The 16,597-nt window shown below is 73.2% G+C and carries 13 protein-coding genes; 11 read left to right on the top strand and 2 right to left on the bottom strand.

What is annotated here, in order from left to right:
* The first annotated feature begins 1 nt into the window (after position 1).
* The 6 genes from Mam01_RS24090 (at position 2) to Mam01_RS24065 (ending at position 6,934) form a co-directional block, all read left to right on the top strand.
* Positions 2-2,083, top strand: a complete 2,082-nt coding sequence (locus Mam01_RS24090) for an N-acetylneuraminate synthase family protein (RefSeq protein WP_239101558.1) — start codon at positions 2-4, stop codon at positions 2,081-2,083.
* A complete protein-coding gene (locus Mam01_RS24085; protein ID WP_204287486.1) occupies positions 2,080-3,030 on the top strand; it encodes a glycosyltransferase family 2 protein in 951 nt (316 codons plus the stop codon). Before Mam01_RS24090 ends, Mam01_RS24085 begins: the two co-directional genes overlap by 4 nt.
* Positions 3,023-4,285 carry a polysialyltransferase family glycosyltransferase gene (locus Mam01_RS24080; protein ID WP_239101557.1) on the top strand — a complete coding sequence of 421 codons (1,263 nt, stop codon included), beginning with the start codon at positions 3,023-3,025 and terminating at the stop codon, positions 4,283-4,285. Before Mam01_RS24085 ends, Mam01_RS24080 begins: the two co-directional genes overlap by 8 nt.
* Positions 4,286-4,554: 269 nt before the next feature.
* Entirely contained in the window at positions 4,555-5,781 is a 1,227-nt protein-coding gene (locus Mam01_RS24075; RefSeq protein ID WP_204287485.1) for a sensor histidine kinase, read from the top strand.
* Positions 5,772-6,425 carry a response regulator transcription factor gene (locus tag Mam01_RS24070; protein WP_204287484.1) on the top strand — a complete coding sequence of 218 codons (654 nt, stop codon included), beginning with the start codon at positions 5,772-5,774 and terminating at the stop codon, positions 6,423-6,425. The genes Mam01_RS24075 and Mam01_RS24070 overlap by 10 nt, the downstream gene beginning before the upstream one ends.
* A gap of 11 nt (positions 6,426-6,436) precedes the next feature.
* Positions 6,437-6,934 (top strand): hypothetical protein, encoded by a 498-nt coding sequence (locus tag Mam01_RS24065; protein WP_204287483.1) that lies wholly within the window; start codon positions 6,437-6,439, stop codon positions 6,932-6,934.
* Here the strand turns inward: Mam01_RS24065 and Mam01_RS24060 are convergent.
* Entirely contained in the window at positions 6,931-7,509 is a 579-nt protein-coding gene (locus tag Mam01_RS24060; RefSeq protein WP_204287482.1) for an XRE family transcriptional regulator, read from the bottom strand. The two genes, Mam01_RS24065 and Mam01_RS24060, sit on opposite strands and share 4 nt — an antisense overlap.
* 63 nt (positions 7,510-7,572) lie before the next feature.
* Between Mam01_RS24060 and Mam01_RS24055 the strand changes: the two genes are divergently transcribed.
* The gene (locus Mam01_RS24055) at positions 7,573-8,796 is read left to right on the top strand and encodes a benzoate/H(+) symporter BenE family transporter (protein WP_204287481.1); all 1,224 of its coding nucleotides are present in this window, start codon (positions 7,573-7,575) and stop codon (positions 8,794-8,796) included.
* Between the two features lie 93 nt (positions 8,797-8,889).
* Here Mam01_RS24055 and Mam01_RS24050 read toward each other — a convergent pair whose 3' ends face one another.
* Complete coding sequence (locus Mam01_RS24050; protein ID WP_204287480.1) at positions 8,890-11,715, bottom strand: ATP-binding protein; 2,826 nt, start codon at positions 11,713-11,715, stop codon at positions 8,890-8,892.
* A 191-nt stretch (positions 11,716-11,906) separates the two neighbouring features.
* Between Mam01_RS24050 and Mam01_RS24045 the strand changes: the two genes are divergently transcribed.
* From Mam01_RS24045 to Mam01_RS24030, 4 genes are all read left to right on the top strand, one after another.
* On the top strand, positions 11,907-12,263 hold the full coding sequence (locus Mam01_RS24045) for a VOC family protein (RefSeq protein ID WP_150934929.1): 357 nt from the start codon (positions 11,907-11,909) through the stop codon (positions 12,261-12,263).
* 74 nt (positions 12,264-12,337) lie between these two features.
* A complete protein-coding gene (locus Mam01_RS24040; protein WP_204287479.1) occupies positions 12,338-12,949 on the top strand; it encodes a VOC family protein in 612 nt (203 codons plus the stop codon).
* A 203-nt stretch (positions 12,950-13,152) separates the two neighbouring features.
* Positions 13,153-14,826 carry a TIGR03767 family metallophosphoesterase gene (locus tag Mam01_RS24035; protein ID WP_204287478.1) on the top strand — a complete coding sequence of 558 codons (1,674 nt, stop codon included), beginning with the start codon at positions 13,153-13,155 and terminating at the stop codon, positions 14,824-14,826.
* A 202-nt stretch (positions 14,827-15,028) separates the two neighbouring features.
* Positions 15,029-16,261 (top strand): cytochrome P450 family protein, encoded by a 1,233-nt coding sequence (locus tag Mam01_RS24030; RefSeq protein ID WP_204287477.1) that lies wholly within the window; start codon positions 15,029-15,031, stop codon positions 16,259-16,261.
* Positions 16,262-16,597: the final 336 nt, after the last annotated feature.

Raw genomic sequence — 16,597 nt, 5'->3', positions numbered from 1 at the left:
CGTGCGAGTGCTGGCAGTCGTCCCCGCCAGAGGTGGTTCGGTGGGAGTCCCGCTGAAGAATCTGGAGAAGGTGGGCGGCATTCCGCTCGTGGCCCGCGCGGTCGACGCCTGCCTGCGCGCCGAGCTCGTGGACGAGGTGGTCGTCAGCACCGACCACGACCTGATCGCCCGGGCGGCCGAGGCCGCCGGGGCGCGGGTGGTGCGCCGGCCCGCCGACCTCAGCGGCCCGACCGCCTCCAGCGAGTCGGCCGTGCTGCACGCCCTGTCCGAGACGCCGGGCGAGGACCCGGAGATCGTCGTCCTCGTCCAGTGCACCAGCGCGTTCATCGACCCCCGCGACCTCGACGCGGCCGTGGCCAGGGTGCTCGGCGGCGAGGCCGACTCGGTCTTCTCCGGCGTCGAGACCTACGAGTTCGTCTGGACCGGCGCCGGTCACGGGGTGAACCACGACCCGTCCGTGCGCCCGCGCCGCCAGGACCGCGAGCCCCACTTCCGGGAGACCGGCGCGTTCTACGTCATGCGTACGGCGGGCCTGCGCGAGCGCGGCCACCGGTTCTTCGGCACCGTCGCGGTCCAGCCCGTGCCCGCCCGGCACGCGGTCGAGATCGACGTGCCGGAGGACCTGGAGATCGCCCGGGCGCTCGCGCCGTTCGTGGACGAGCCGCTGCCCATCGACGTGGACGCGGTCGTCACCGACTTCGACGGCGTGCACACCGACGACCGCGCGTTCGTCGACTCCGAGGGCCGCGAGATGGTCGCCGTCAGCCGCTCCGACGGCATGGGGATCGCGCTGCTGCGCCGGGCCGGGGTGAGGACGCTCGTGCTGTCCACCGAGCGCAACCCGGTCGTCGCCGCCCGCGCCGCCAAGCTCGGCGTGCCGGTGGTGCAGGGCCTCGGCGCCAAGGACGCCGCGCTGCGCGCCTGGCTGGCCGCCGAGGGCCTGGACCCCGAGCGGGTCGCCTACGTCGGCAACGACGTCAACGACCTGTCCTGCATGGCGATGGTCGGCTGGCCGGTCGCGGTGCCCGACGCCCACCCCCGGGTGCGCGCCGCCGCCCGCGTCGTGCTGTCGGCCCCCGGCGGGGCGGGAGTGGTGCGCGAGCTGTCCGACCGGGTGCTCGCCGCCCGCCCGGCCGTCTCTCCCGAAACCGCCCCCGAGGCCGCACCCGCCCCCCTCTTCCCGGCGTACGGCGCGGCCCCGCTCGCGGAGCCCCGGCCGGTGCGGATCGGCCGGTCGCTGGTCGGGCCCGGGCAGCCGGTCTACGTGATCGGCGAGATCGGCATCAACCACAACGGCGACGTGGAGATCGCGCGGAGGCTGATCGACGTGGCCGCCGACGCCGGCTGCCAGGCGGTCAAGTTCCAGAAGCGGACGCCGGAGATCTGCGTGCCGCTGGAACAGCGCGACCAGATCCGGCAGACGCCGTGGGGCGAGATGACCTACATGGAGTACAAGCTCCGCACCGAGTTCGGCGCCGACGAGTACGCCCACATCGCCAAGTACTGCGAGGAGCGCGGCGTCGACTGGTTCGCCTCCCCCTGGGACGTGCCGTCGGTGGAGTTCCTGGAGAAGATGGACGTCGTCGCGCACAAGGTGGCCTCGGCCTCGGTGACCGACCACGAACTGCTCCGGGCGCTGGCGGCGACCCGCAAGCCGGTCATCCTGTCCACCGGCATGTCGACGCTCGAGGAGATCGACGCGGCGGTGGAGATCCTCGGCACCGAGCGCCTGGTGATGATGCACGCCACGTCCACCTATCCGCTGCCCCCCGAGGAGGCCAACCTCCGCATGATCACCACGCTGCGGCAGCGGTACGGCGTGCCGGTCGGCTACTCGGGGCACGAGCGCGGGCTGCAGATCTCGCTCGCGGCCGTGACGCTGGGCGCGGTCACCGTCGAGCGGCACATCACCCTCGACCGCACGATGTGGGGCTCCGACCACGCCGCCTCGCTGGAGCCGAGCGGCCTGGAGCACCTCGTCCGCGACATCCGCATCATCGAGGAGTCCCTCGGGGACGGCGTCAAGCGGGTCTACCCCGGTGAGGAGGCCCCGCGGGCCCGCCTGCGCCGGGTCACGGCGTGATCACCCTTTCCGTGATCGTGCCCGTCAGGGACGGCGAGGCGTACCTCGGGGACGCCCTCGCCTCCCTGGCGCGCAACCGGACGCGCGCGTTCGAGACCGAGGTCGTCGTCGTCGACGACGGCTCGGCCGACGCGACGGCGGACGTCGCCGAGGACTTCCGGCGCGACCTGCCGGGGCTCACGCTCGTCCGCAACGCGGCGCCGCTGGGGCTCGCCGACGCCCGCAACACCGGGCTCAAGCTGGCCTCCGGCCGGTACGTCACCTTCCTCGACGCCGACGACTGGCTCGCGCCGGGCTACCTGCCCCGGCTGGTCGCGGCGATCGACGGGCTGGGCTGCGACTTCGTCCGGGTGGACCACGTGCAGGCCGAGGGCCGCAAGCGGGAGACGCACCGGGCGCCGCAGCCGCGCCGCGGGGTCGTGCTCGACCCGCGCGAGGGCATCCTGCCGGCCGGGCTCAAGACCATGGTCGACTACCCCTACGCCTGGGCCGGGATCTACCGGCGTGAGCTGGGCGACCTGCTGACGTTCCCCTCGGGCCTGCACACCGCCGAGGACCGCCCGTGGATCTGGCGGCTGCACCGCCTCGCCCGGTCGTACGCCGTGGTGTCCCTCGCCGGGCTGTTCTACCGGCGGGGGCTCCCGGCCTCGCTCACCCAGATCGGCGACGAGCGGCAACTGCACTTCTTCGACGCCTACGACATCGTGCTGGACGAGACCGAGCCGCGCTACCTGCCCAAGGCGGCCCGCAACCTGTGCGCGCTGCTCGCCCACCACGCCGAGCTGACCGAACGGTTCACCCCGGCCGTACGGGCCCGGTTCGACGAGCGGGCGCGGGCGGCGCTCGCCCGGCTGCCGCGCGAGACGCTGACCGAGGCGGTCGGCGGCCTGGAGCCCGAGCGGGCCGCCCTGCTCGGCCCCTACCTTCCCGGAGGCCCGCGTGCCTGACCCGACGCTGTTCTACGCCTCCACGCTGTTCGGCGCGATGACGCTCGCCGCGGCGATCGACGAGGGACGGTTCGGCGGCGGGCCCCGGGTCCTGCTGGTGTCCAACAACGCGGCGATCCCCGAGGTGACCCCGGCGCTGGACGAGGCGCCGGGGTTCGCCGCGCTGCGCGGGACGTTCGACCGCGTGCTGTCCTGGAACGAGATCATCGCGCCGCTGCACCCGTCGGACTGGAAGCCTCGATCCATCGAGACGCCCATGCTCGGCCGCCTGCTGCGCGACCTGCTGGGCGAACCCGGCGAGCTGGTCCTGGAGTCGATCGCGGTGCCGCCGTCGCGGACGCTCGCGGGCCTGGTGAAGGACTGCCCGATCACCGTCTACTCCGACGGGCTGATGAGCTACGGGCCCACCCGCGACCCGTTGCCGCAGGAGATCGCCGGCCGGATCGGCCGGCTGCTCCACCTCGACCTCGTCCCGGGCCTCGCGCCCCTGCTCCTGGCCGAGTACGGCGTGCCGGCCGAGGCGCTCACGGACGCGTCGTTCACGGAGGTCGTGGGCCGGGTGACGGAGGCGGCCGAGGCGGCCCCCCGCGCCGAGGCTATGATCCTCGGGCAGTACCTGTCCTCGCTGGGCCTGCTCACCGCCGCCGAGGAGGCCGGGCTGCACGAGCGGATGCTGCGCGGCCTCGCGGCGCGCGGCCACCGCACGGTGCTGTTCAAGCCGCACCCCGCCGCCGGGCGGCGGCACGCCCGCGAGCTGCGGCCGGTCGCCGCGGAGCTGGGCGTCGAACTCCTGGTGGCGCCCGAGACGACGCCCGCCGAGGCGTGCTTCGCCGCGCACCGCCCCGATCTGGTCGCGGGGTGCTTCTCCACCGCGCTGGTGACCGCGCGGCGGCTGTTCGGCCTGCCCGTCGCGGCGGCCGGAACCGATCTCGTGCTCGAACGGCTCACGCCGTACGAGAACAGCAACCGGATCCCAGTGACGATCGCGGACGCGGCGCTGCCCCGGCTGGAGGCCGACGGCACGGTCGCCGAGCCGCCCGCCCTGGACCTGCCCGCCCTGGTTGGGGCGGTCGGCTACTGCATGCAGAGCGCCGCCCATCCCGGGTTGCGCGAGACCGCGGCGGCCTATGTGCGCGACCACGGCCCCGCACGCTATTTCAAGAAGCGCAGGCTGGAGGCGCTGGGGCTGATCGAGCCCCCGCCTCCCCCGCCCGCGCAGCCGGCCTCACGCCTGCGCCGCCTGCTCACCCGCTGAGCTTCGCCGACGCGCTGCGCAAGGCGAGCAAGGGCGACTTCGCCTGGTTCGGCGAGCAGGTCCTGGGCATCTCCGCGAGCTGGAGCTCGCCGGGCGCGGCGGCGACCCGGTGCCCGGACGGCCTGGTGAGGCTGGGGTACGAGGCGCTCGTCAGCGACCACCGTTACAGCGAGCGGATCTCCCGCGACTTCGGCGGTATGGTTTGCCTCACCTTCACCCGGGATGTCTGGGCCATGTCGTCGAGCCGTGCCGCTCTCTAGGGTTGGCGCATGATCACTCCCTGGGATCGGATTCGCGGCCACTGGTCGTCGCCGACCTGGCTCCGTACCCTCCACGTGACGGCGGGCGCCCCGATCGCGCTCGTGTCGATGGCAGCGATCCTGGCGCTGGGCGCGCTGTCGGTAGCGCTGGCGTGGACAGTCGTCGTCCCCCTGGTCGCGCTGCTGATCCTCACCTGGACGGTGCCGCTGCTCACCTGGCTGCAGCGCTCCCGGTTCGCCGCCTTCCTCGGCCACGGCATTCCCCCGATACCTCGTTTCCCCCGGGACGGGAGCCCGCTCAGACGGCTTCTCCTGCAGGGGCGCTCGCACAGCCTGTGGCGGCAGGTCGCCTATCACTTGGCGATCGGGCCCCTGATCGGCGTGGTGGGCTTCCTGAGTGGGGCCGTGGCGTGGTCGGCGTGCCTGGTCGCGGTCATCGTCGCCGTGCAACTCCTGATGGCCGGAGGCGGCTGGACCGCCTCCCTGCCCGCGGCGGCCGCGCTCGCGTTGTTCGTGGTGGTGCCGTGGCTGCTTAGGGGGATCACCGCGCTCGACGCGGTCGCGGCGCGTGCGCTGCTCGGTCCCAGCGTGAAAGACGAGCTGGCCCGGCGGGTGAAGACGCTGCGGGAGAGCCGGGCCGAGGTGATCGAGGCCGCCGACGCGGAACGCCGCCGGATCGAACGCGACCTGCACGACGGCACACAGCAGCGGCTTGTGTCGCTCGCCCTGAACCTCGGCATGGCCCGCACCGCCTTCACCGACCTGCCGGAGCCCGCACGGCAGGTCATCGCGCGGTCGCACGAGGAAGCCAAGCAGGCGTTGAAGGAACTGCGCGACGTCGTGCAGGGGCTGCACCCGGCCGTGCTCAACGACCAGGGGCTGGACGCGGCGCTGTCCGGTCTCGCGGCGCGTGTCCCCTTCCCCGTACGGCTCAGCGTTGACGTGAGGGAACGGGCCGCTCCCGTGATCGAGGCGGTCGCGTTCTTCGTGGTCTCCGAGGCGCTGACGAACGTCGCCAAGCACGCGCGGGCCTCCGAGGCCGACGTCACCGTGAGCCGCGACGCGGACATGCTCCGCATCGTCATACGCGACGACGGCTGTGGGGGTGCCGAGCCCACCAAGGGGTCGGGCCTGCGCGGCCTCGCGCAGCGGGCGGGATCGGTGGACGGGACCCTGCGCATCGACAGCCCGAGCGGTGGCCCGACGACGATCGAGGTGGAGTTGCCGTGCGTGTAGTGCTCGCCGAGGATTCCGTCCTTCTCAGGGAGGGCCTGGTCTGGGTCCTCGGATCAGCCGGCATCGAGGTCGTGGCCGCGGTGTCCGACGCCGAAGGGCTGCTGCGGGCGGTGGACGAACACGAGCCCGATCTCGTCGTCACGGACGTGCGGATGCCGCCGACGCACACGGACGAGGGACTGCGCGCGGCGCTGCTGCTGCGGCACCTGCGGCCGAAGCTGCCCATCCTCGTGCTCTCGCAGTATGTCGAGGAACGCTATGCGACTCGACTGCTGTCCACGGCGACGACCGGCGTCGGATATCTGCTCAAGGACAGGGTGGCCGACGTCGCCGAGTTCCTGGACTCGCTGCGGCGGGTCGCCGCGGGCGGCACGGCCCTGGACCCCGAAGTGGTCGCCCAGCTGCTGCTGCGCCGGCGCAGCGATCCGCTGGACCTGCTGACCCGCAGGGAGCACGAGGTGCTCGCGCTGATCGCGGAGGGACGGTCCAACGCCGGCATCGCCGAGGCCCTCGTGGTCTCGGAAAGCGCGGTCGGCAAGCACATCAACAACATCTTCGCCAAGCTCGGGCTTACCGGTGCCGAGAAGGATCACCGGCGAGTGCTGGCCGTACTGCGATTCCTGAAGATTCGAGAGGCGACATGATGAAGAGAGCGGTGCGGACCAGATGGATCGCCGCCGGCGCTGCGCTGACCGTGTCCGCGGTGGTGGCGATGGCGTTGGCGGCGTGGTCGGAGATCCGCGTTCCCCACGCCAGCGACTTCTCCTTCCCCGGCTCCTACCGGTCGTCGGTCCTCGATCAGCGGGGGACCGAGACGAGGACCGTGACCTACGCCGTCACGACATCCCGGATCATCGTGGATGTTCGGGGCAGGATCGACGTGCGGGTCGCTCCGGGGCTCCCCGGACGCCTCTCTGTCAGGCGGGAGACGACCTGGCACGGCGGCCCACCCTCGCTGAGCGAGTCCTGGGAGTCGGGGAAGACGCTGCGGGCCGAGGTGACCTGCTCCCGGGACCTGGGGCAGGCGGATACCGGCTGCCGCACCGTCTACACAGTTAGTGCGCCACCCGGTGTCGGCGTGCTGGTGATGACACCTGACCGGACGGTGCCGTGCCCGCCGGCCACGGCGGAGGTGACCTGCGCCGCCGCCTAGACATTCGGGGATCGGAGGGGAGGGCTGTGGGGGGTGCGGATGAGGAGGATCGCCTGCGCCTCGTCGCCGCCGAGGGCCGCGTAGACGTGGGGGGCGTCCGCCGCCCAGGAGAGGTGCTCCCCGGCGGCGGCGGTCAGCGGCGCGGCGGCCGGGCCCGTCCTGATCGTCCCCCGGATGACCGAGAGGTGCTCGGTGACCCCGGGCGGATGCGCGGGCGAGGTCTGCTCGGCCCCGGGGAGGATCCGCAGGCGGAACATCTCGTAGGTCGCGCCCGGCTCCCGGAACACCTCCAGCAGGGTGGAGACGACGGCCGCGCCCCGCACCGGTGAGGCGGCGCCGGCGGGAGCGCCGGGGTCCAGCGTGAGCGCGCTCATCGGGACCGACAACGCGGCCGCGATCGCGTACATCGTCTCCAGCGTGGGGTTGCGGGTGCCGTGCTCCAGCCCGGACACGGTGGCCTTGCCGACGCCGGCCCTGCGGGCGAGCTCCGACAGCGACAGCCCGCGTGCCTCCCGCAGCCCGCGCAGCCGCCGCCCGATGGCCGGATCGAACCGGCTTGTCCCGTCTGCACCCACCTGGTTATGGTGTCACCTGAAATCGTTCCGTAAACGGAACGATCGGGTCGCGGGGAGGGACGGGTGCGGAATCTGCAGCCGGTGCTCGCCGGACTGGTGAGCGCCGTCGTCGGGTACGCAAGCTCGTTCTCCGTGGTCCTCGCCGGCCTTCAGGCGGTCGGCGCCGACTCGCGGCAGGCGGCCTCCGGCCTGCTCGCGCTCTGCACCGGCATCGCCGTCTCCGCCGCCGTCCTGTCCGTGCGGTATCGGATGCCCGTCGCGATCGCGTGGTCCACTCCGGGCGCCGCGCTGCTCGTCTCGGCCGGGCAGGTGACCGGCGGCTACCCGGCCGCGATCGGGGCCTTCGCCGTGTGCGGGGTCCTGACCGTGCTCGCCGGGCTCGTCCCGTGGCTGGCCCGCGGCGTCGCCGCGATCCCCGGCCCCATCGCGGCCGCCATGCTCGCCGGCGTCCTGGTCCCGCTGTGCACCGCCCCGCTCCGTGCGATGGCCGACGTCCCGCTGCTGGCCGGGCCGGTCATCCTGACCTGGGCGGTGCTGATGCGGTACGCCCGGCAGTGGGCGGTCGCCGGGGCGCTGGCCGCGGCCGTGGCCGGGCTCGCGATCAGCGGCGCCGCGTTCCCCGCCGCGTCCCTGCGCCCCGACCCGGTGTTCACGATGCCCGCCGTGACCCTGCCGGCCCTCGTCGGCATCGCGCTGCCGCTGTTCCTGGTGACCATGGCGGGACAGAACGTGCCCGGGGCGGCCGTCCTGTCCACCTACGGCTACTCGGTGCCGCTGCGCGGCGCACTGGTGACGACGGGGCTCGTCAGCACGGCCGCCGCGCCGTTCGGCGGGCACGCCGTCAACCTCGCCGCCATCACCGCCGCCATGACCGCCGGGCCCGACGCCCACCCCGACCCGGCCCGCCGCTGGGTCGCCACCCTGGCCCTCGGCGCCGGGCAGCTCACGCTGGGGCTGGGCGCCGCCTTCGCCACCGCGCTCGTCGTGGCCTCACCCCCGGTCCTGGTCACCGCCGTGGCCGGGCTCGCGCTCCTCCCGGCCCTCGCCACCTCGCTCGCCACCGCCTTCACCGGGACGGACCGGCGGGAGGCGGCCGCGGTCACCTTCGTCGTCACCGCCTCGGCTACCTCCATCGCCGGCATCGGGTCGGCCTTCTGGGGACTGATCGCCGGATCGCTCGCGCTCCTGCTCACCCGGCGCCGTACGGCACCGCGGCCGCCCGAACAGCCGGCGGCGCCGACCGGGCCCGCGCCGCACGCGGAGACCTCGGCGGCGCGCCCGGCTTAGGTGACGGACGTCCCGGCGATCGAGAATCACCGGCCTGGAGTGTGGAGCCGGGCCCACCGGCGCCGGGCCCGCCCGCGCGCCGTCATGAGGTGGTCAACGGCTTCGGGCAGGAGCCATCGGGGCGACGCCGAGGCCGGCGAGCACTGCCTCGCCGCGCCCGGCATGGTCACCGCCGGCGAGCACCATGGTCCGCGCGGACTGGTAGCGGCAGCCGGCGGCGTCGAACGCGTCGGCCGTGGCCAGCAGCGCCTCCTGGTCGCCGTCGAACAGGGCTCCGGCACGCTCCACGATGGCGCCGGCGACCGGGTTGCCGGCCACGATGGTCCGGGCCTCGTCCAGACGGTCGCGGGCGTCGGGGCTCCCGGCGAGCACGGCGGCCTCGGTGCGGAGCGCGACGTACCAGTGGTGCCAGATCCAGGTGACCCACTTCCACACCTGCCCGGCCTCGGGGGCCATCCGTTCCAGCGCCTCCGGCGCCTGCCCGCGGTGCAGCAGGAGCAACGCGTCGAAGACGGCCCCGTAGCCGTAGGCGCCCTCCAGCGGGGTGCCGAGCTGTCCCAGGATCTCCTGCCATTCGCGCCGGGCCCTCTGGTCGTCGCGCATGCCGTGGATCATCGCCACACCGGCCACCGCCGGGCGGAGGATCGACCGGGCGGGGCTGCCCGCCCGCCGCCACGCGTCGAGGAACCGCACGCTGCCGGTGAGCACCTCACCGACGTTGCCCGCCAGCGCGTCGACCATCAGCAGCCGGCACGTGGCGCGGTGACCGACCTCCGCGAGCGATGGGTGGTCGGCCAGCCGGCGTGCCCATCGGCGGGCGCCCGGCACATCCCCCGCGCCGAGGCCGGCCTCGGTGACCATGGCGAGCGCGTCGATCAGCTCGTGAGTGCCGGACGGCGAGATCGGCAGGGACGACAGGAGCGTGATCCGGCGCCGGGCCGTGCCGGCGGCGCCGAAGGCGTCACCAGCCCAGCTCAGAGCGCCGGTCAGCGCGTCGAGCGCCGCCGACTCGGCGAGCGGGTCGCCGGACCGGCGGGCGAGCTCGACCGCGCGCTCGGCGCGCGCGATCGTCTCCGGCACCTCGTTCTCCGACGGGCCCTGGGCGGCGCCGAACGCGTCGGTGAGCACCCCCGCCTCGGCCAGCGCCACCGCCGCCCGCGCGGCCGGATCGTCACCGGCGCGCTCCCGCGCCTCACCGACCAGCGCGAGCGCCTCCTCCCGGGGCGGGAGCCGCACGAACGTGGTCGAGAACCGGAACGCGACGGTGGCGGCGGTCGCCAGGTCGGCGGCGGCGCCGGCGCCGTCCCCCGACCTGCGGGCGGCATCCGCGGCCGCGCGGCGCAGGCGGTACATGTCATCACCGATCGTCCGGCAGCCGGCCACGGCCGCGGCCTGCCGGAGCATCGACGCGCTGTCGGCGGGGTCACCGGCGAGTTCGGCCGCCTGCTCGTAGCGCCGCTGGGACTCGCCGGTCAGGTGACGGGTGAAGGTCAGCTCCGCCAGATGCCGGGCGAGCTCGTACGCGTCCGCGCGCCGCTCCGGCCGATCGGCCGCCCACGCCAGGGCCGCGCGGAGGTCGTCGGCCACCAGGTCGAACCGGGCCCGCCAGTCCGCTCGTACGACCGTCAGGCCGGCGGCCTGGGTCAGGCACCAGCGCAGGTGCCGGGACCGGGCGTCGGCCAGCTCACCGGCCTCGGCGAGGCGCTCCGTCCCGTACTGCCGGATGGTCTCCAGCGCCCGGTACGCGGTCCCGGCCGGGGACGCGGTGACCATCAGCAGGCTCTGGTCGGCGAGCCGGGCCAGGCCGTCGGCGACGATGCCCTCGTCGGCCGTGCCCGCCTCGGCCGTGCCTCCCTCGAACCGGGCCACCTCCGCGGCCGCCGCGGCGGTGAACGGCGCCATGAACACCGACACCTGGCGAAGCAGCGCCCGGTCGGGCGGCTCCAGGAGTGCGTGGCTCCAGTCCAGTGCCGCCCGCACCGAGCGGTGCCGTTCGTCGGCGCGGGAGCCGCCGGTGAGCATCCGCAGCGGGTGGGACAGGGCGGCGGTGATGCCGTCGAGCCCGAGCGTGGGATACCGGGCGGCGGCCAGCTCGATCGCCAGCGCCATTCCGTCCAGCCGCGCGCAGATAGCGGCGATCTGGTCGCGCAGCGGAGGATCCAGCGGCCAGCCGACCGCCGCCGCCCGCTCCATGAACAACGCCACCGCGTCCGACTCGCCGTCGACGGCCAGCGACAGAGGCGGAACCGGATAAATCCGCTCGAACGGCACCATCAGCCGGGCCCGGCTGGTCGCCAGCACCGTCACCCGAGGGCACGTCGCCAGCAGCCGTCCGAGAAACAGCGCCACCCCCTCCGTCACGTGCTCGCAGTTGTCCAGCACCAGCAGCACATGACGGTCGGCCAGCGCGGCGACCACGGAATCGGTCATGTCACGGCCGGGCTGCTCACCGAGACCGACCGCCCCGGCGACCGCGGTAGCGATCATGCCCGAATCGGTGACCGGGACGAGGTCGACGAACCACACCCCGTCGGAGTACTCGCCGGCGGCTTCCGCCACCACCGCCAGCGCGAGCCGGGTCTTGCCCACTCCGCCGGGGCCGACGGCGGTCACCTGCCGATGCGCCTTGATCATTTCGGTCAGCGCGGCCCGCTCGCTCACCCGGCCGACGAACGAGGTCAGCGGGGCCGGCAGGACCGGCGCCGGATGCGAAGGAGCGGCACCGGCCGCCTCGGGCGCACGCCGGGCGAGCGCCCGCCGATCCGGCGCCCGCAGCTTGCGGAGCAGCGAGGAGACGTGACTCTCCACGGTCCGCACCGAGACGCACAGCCGTGCCGCGATCTCGGCGTTGCTGAGATGGGCGCCGACCAGTTCGAGCACATCGGCTTCCCGAGGTGAGATCTCCGCTCCTGTACCCATTGGGCTCATTTTGGCGTATCCGCTCCGCCTCCCCATCCGCGACGGCCACCGGCCTCGATCCGTGGCCCCGATCCGTAACCCCGATCCGTGGCCGGTTCCGTGGTCAGCACGGATGTGGCCCCGCCAGGCCGGGAGGAAGCTGTGACCACGCATCCAGCGGGCCGATGTGACCCACCACCACAGGAGTGACCATGACCGACGTCTCCCCCAACGTGATCAGGACCGTGCTGCACCCCGTGTCCGACCTGGCCAGGGCCAAGGCGGTGTACGCGGCCGTGCTCGGCATCCCGCCGCAGGCCGAGTCGCCCTACTACGTCGGCTTCGACGTGGAGGGCCAGCACATCGGACTGGTGCCGGACGGCGGACCGCAGGGCATGACCTCGCCGGTGGCCTACTGGCATGTACCGGACATCGAGGCGAAGCTGGCCGAGGTGATCGCCGCTGGGGCCATCGTGAAGGAGGCCGCGCACGAAGTGGGGGGCGGCCGCCTGGTGGCCACCGTCACCGACCCCGACGGCAACGTCCTCGGGCTCCTGCAGGACCGGTGAGCCGCCGGCCTCCCCCTGCCGATCCCCGGCCCGGCCGCCACCACGCCGAACCCACCTCACTGAAAGGACCCGCCATGACCTCCTTCACGTCCATCACCCTCGAAGTTCCCGACCCCACGGCCGCCGGCGCCTTCTACGACGCCTTCGGTCTGGGCCCGTACGTGAACGTACGCACCTCGGACGCGCCGTCGACCGGCTTCCGCGGGTTCGCGCTGTCGCTCGTGGCGTCGCAGCCGGGCGACGTCGACGCCCTCATCGGCGCCGCCCTCGACGCCGGCGCCACGACACTGAAGCCCGCCGCGAAGGGGTTCTGGGGCTACGGCGGCGTCGTACGCGCCCCGGACGGGGCGATCTGCAAGATCGCGACCTCGAACAAGAAGGACACCGGCCCCGCCGCCCGGCACGTCGGCCAGGTCGCGCTTCTGCTGGGGGTGGCGGACGTCAAGGCCAGCAAGCGCTTCTACGTCGACCGCGGTCTGGCCGTGGCCAAGAGCTTCGGCGGCAGGTACGTCGAGTTCGACACCCCGGCGTCGGCCGTCACGCTGGCGCTCTACCCGCGCCGCGCCCTCGCCAAGGACACCGGCGTCTCCCAGGAGGGCACGGGATCACACCGGATCGTGATCGGCGGTGACGCCGGGCCCTTCACCGACCCGGACGGGTTCGTCTGGGAGGCGGCATCCGCCTGAGACAGAGGCAGGCCGACACCGCTCTTCTGAACGGCGGGAGAGCGGCAGGCTTCCGGCCCGCAGCCGCCAGATGTCGTATCACCTGCGGCTATTTCTAGGCGTTATATGGCTGGACGGCGTTTCAGCCGTGTTAGGCCGGGAGTCATTCCCACTGTCAAACATCCCCAGTGGACGTTCGCCTCGACGCCACCACTGGGGAAATCATGGATCCCGCCGTCAGCCGCCGCGCCTTCCTCCTCGCCTCCGGAGCGACCGCCTCAGGCGTCGCACTGGAGATCGCCCTCCCCGCCGCCCCGGCCGCCTCCTCGGTCGTGACGTCCTCGGTCGTGACGTCCTCGGCCACGACGCCGATGACGACGGTCCGCACCGTCGCCCGGCCGCACGGCGCCGGCGCATACCGGAGGCTGGCCGACGGCCCCGGCTGGCGGCGGGTGACCCGCACCGACCTGGCCGACGCCGGGAAGGACAGAGCCGAACGCCGTACGGTGCTGGCCTGCTTCGTCCAGTTCACCGACCTGCACATCACCGACGCGCAGAACCCCCAGCGCTACGAGTTCCTGCGCGCCGGAGACCTGGGCTCCTGGCGCCCGCAGGAGGCGCTGACCGCCGTCGGCGCCGTCTCGCTGATCGAGCAGATCAACACCCTGCGGTACGGCCCGGCCACCCGCGCTCCGATCGGTTTCGTCATGACCACCGGCGACAACACCGACAACAACTCGCGGATCGAGATGGAGTGGTTCCTCACCGCCATGACCGGCGGCCGCTTCACCCCGAACACCGGCGACCCCGGCGCGTACGAGGGCGTGCAGAACTCCGGCCTGGGCCTCTACTGGCAGCCCGACTCCGGCCTGCGCGACGTCGACAAGCGGGCCGGATTCCCGCACCTGGAGGGCTTCCTGAAGGCGGCCGTCCGCGAGGTGAGCAGCCCCGGCCTGGCCGTGCCGTGGTATTCCACCATCGGCAACCACGACCAGCTCTTCGGCGGCGCCTACTCCGGGGCCGGCGGCTTCTTCGCCGACCTGGCGACCGGCTCGCGCAAGCTCTTCGACCTGCCCGCGTCCGAGGCCGGCGCCGTCTACCGGGCGCTGCGCCGGGGCGACCCCACGGGCGCCCGCTTCCGAGCCGCGTGGAAGCGCTACCGGGGCCGGACCCGCACGGTCACCGCCGACGAGCGCCGCGCCCCCCTGAGCCCGCACGCCTACGTCGCCGCCCACCTCGACCCGGCGTACACCGGCTCGGGACCCGTCGGCCACGGCTACACCCGGGACAACCTCGACAGCGGCCGGCTGGACTACTCCTTCCGGATCGCCGACGGGGTCGTCGGCATCAGCCTGGACACCACCGACCGCGGCGGCGACTACCGCGGATCGGTCGGCACCCGGCAGCTCGCCTGGCTGGAGCGGACCCTGAAGGCCCACGCCGACGACACCGCGCTGATCTTCAGCCACCACCCGAGCTGGGCCATGACCAACCTCACCCCCAACCCGGCCCGGCCCGGCGAGAAGCGCCACAGCGGGCAGGAGCTGCTGGCGGTGCTGAGGAAGCACCGCAACGTGGCCGCGTGGATCAATGGGCACTCCCACCTCAACAGGATCGTCCCCCATGGCGGCCTCTGGGAGATCTCCACCGCCTCCCACGTCGACTACCCCCAGCTGGCGAGGGTCGTCGAGCTGGCCGACAACCACGACGGGACGCTGTCGCTGTTCACCACGCTGGTGGAGTCGGCCGCGCCGCACCGCACCGACTTCACCGACCTGTCCCAGAGCGGTCTGGCCGCGCTCTACCGCGAGCTCTCGTTCAACTCCCCCGGCATCCGGAGCGGCCTCGCGGGCCTGCCGGGCGATCGCAACACCGAGCTCCTGCTGAAGAAGCACTGAAGCGGGGCCGACTGGCGGGGACCGGCAGGCGACGGCGCGGAACGCACATCCCGCAGGACCTGCCTCATGGCAAGTGTTGTCGTAGACGGCCGGTTGCCGGAGCGTAATCTTGTCAGTGACAAGTTGGGTCGGGCGGCGTGACGCCCCGGACCCGGGACGACTCCGCCGACCGGCCAGTTCCCGCTACGCGACAAGGACGACCATGTCAGAATCACCCGTCGCCGCCCCGTTCACCGCACCGTACTTCCAGAATCCCCATCCCACGTACGAATGGCTCAGGGACCACCATCCCGTCCACCCGGTGACCGTCCCGGGGACTGGCGTGCGGGTATGGCTGATCAGCCGTCACGACGACGTGCGCGCGGCCTTCACGGACGAGCGGATCAGCAACGACGCCAGGTGGGCGACCGAGCGGTTCCGTAAGGCCGGACTGGTCCTGGGCGCCGGTGGGGACATCGACCGCTCGATGTCCACCGTGGATCCGCCCGAGCACACCCGCTACCGGAAGCTCGCGGCGAGCACCTTCACGGCGGCCCGCGTCCGGCGCTGGGAGCACATCGTGCAGGAGATCGTGGACGACCTGCTCGACGACCTGCTCGACGACCTGTCCGGCGATCCTCGGCCGGAAGCCGCGGTCGACCTTCTGGACCGCTTCGCGACACCGATGGCCGTGTCGGTCATCTGCGAGGTGATGGGCATACCGTCCGCTGACCGCAAGAGCCTGCGCGAATGGGGCGACGTCATCTTCACCGCCGATCCGGCGCGCCGGGGCGAGGCGGTGGACGCGGCCGCGGCGCTGGCCGGCTACATGCGGGAGCTGATCGCCGCCAAGCGGAAGAGGCTGTCCCCCGACCTGATGTCCGCGCTGATCCTCGCCCACGACGGCGAAGGACTGACGGAGACGGAGCTTGTGGCGTCGTGCGCCGGCCTCGTCATCGCGGGTTACGAGACCACCATCGGCCTGACCGGGACGGCCGTGCTCACGCTCCTCGACAATCCCGGGGCGCTGCGGGAACTGCGCGACGACCCGTCCCTGGCGGGCGCCATGGTGGACGAGGTCCTGCGTTACGACGGCGCCGCCACCACCTCGCTGTGGCGATTCGCGAAGGAGGACATCGAGATCAGAGGGACGACGATTCCCGCCCACGACGCGATGTTCCTTCTCATCGGATCCGCGAACAGGGATCCTCGACGGTTCGCCGATCCCGACACCTTCGATCTGCACCGGGCCGACAAGCAGAGCCTCGCGTTCGGCCACGGGATTCACCGGTGCGTCGGCGCGGCCCTGGGGCGCCTCGAACTCAGGGTGAGCGTCGCCGCCGTGCTGGAGCGGTTCTCCGGCATCGAGCTCGCGGTGGACAGGAGCGAGATCCGGTACAAGCCCCTGGTGGGAATACGCGGGCCCATGTCGCTCCCCCTGATTCTCCGGCCCTGAGTCACCCGCCGCACGAGGTCTCACTTCGTACGCGGCGATTTCACCTGCTCCGGGGCCGTCCATAAGGCGGCGCCCGAAGTCGTGACCCCCGAACGGCCTGTTCCCGTGAACATGGGGCTTTAGCGAACCACAAGAAATTCGCAAGACATGGCGTGACCGTCACGATGCCCGCACCTCCCCGGGCACGCACGGCTCGCCCTCCGCGCGACGCCGCGCCCGGCGAGCTCGCCATGATCCTCGCGAGCGTGCTCAGCCCGGGCCGGCCGCGCCGCGTCCGAACGCGCGACCTCCTCCCCCGGCGCCCGGCGCCCGGCGCCGCGACCATGCCGCCCGTCC

It is taken from the genome of Microbispora amethystogenes, assembly GCF_016863015.1.
GTDB lineage: Bacteria > Actinomycetota > Actinomycetes > Streptosporangiales > Streptosporangiaceae > Microbispora > Microbispora amethystogenes.
This window is presented reverse-complemented; position numbering and strand designations above follow the sequence as displayed.

Excerpts from the sequence above, each read along its gene's own strand:
- Mam01_RS24075 (WP_204287485.1), top strand. The coding sequence starts at position 4,555 with ATGATCACTCCCTGGGATCGGATTCGCGGCCACTGGTCGTCGCCGACC.
- Mam01_RS24035 (WP_204287478.1), top strand. The coding sequence starts at position 13,153 with ATGGATCCCGCCGTCAGCCGCCGCGCCTTCCTCCTCGCCTCCGGAGCG.
- Mam01_RS24040 (WP_204287479.1), top strand. The coding sequence starts at position 12,338 with ATGACCTCCTTCACGTCCATCACCCTCGAAGTTCCCGACCCCACGGCC.
- Mam01_RS24045 (WP_150934929.1), top strand. The coding sequence starts at position 11,907 with ATGACCGACGTCTCCCCCAACGTGATCAGGACCGTGCTGCACCCCGTG.
- Mam01_RS24030 (WP_204287477.1), top strand. The coding sequence starts at position 15,029 with ATGTCAGAATCACCCGTCGCCGCCCCGTTCACCGCACCGTACTTCCAG.
- Mam01_RS24050 (WP_204287480.1), bottom strand. The coding sequence starts at position 11,715 with ATGGGTACAGGAGCGGAGATCTCACCTCGGGAAGCCGATGTGCTCGAA.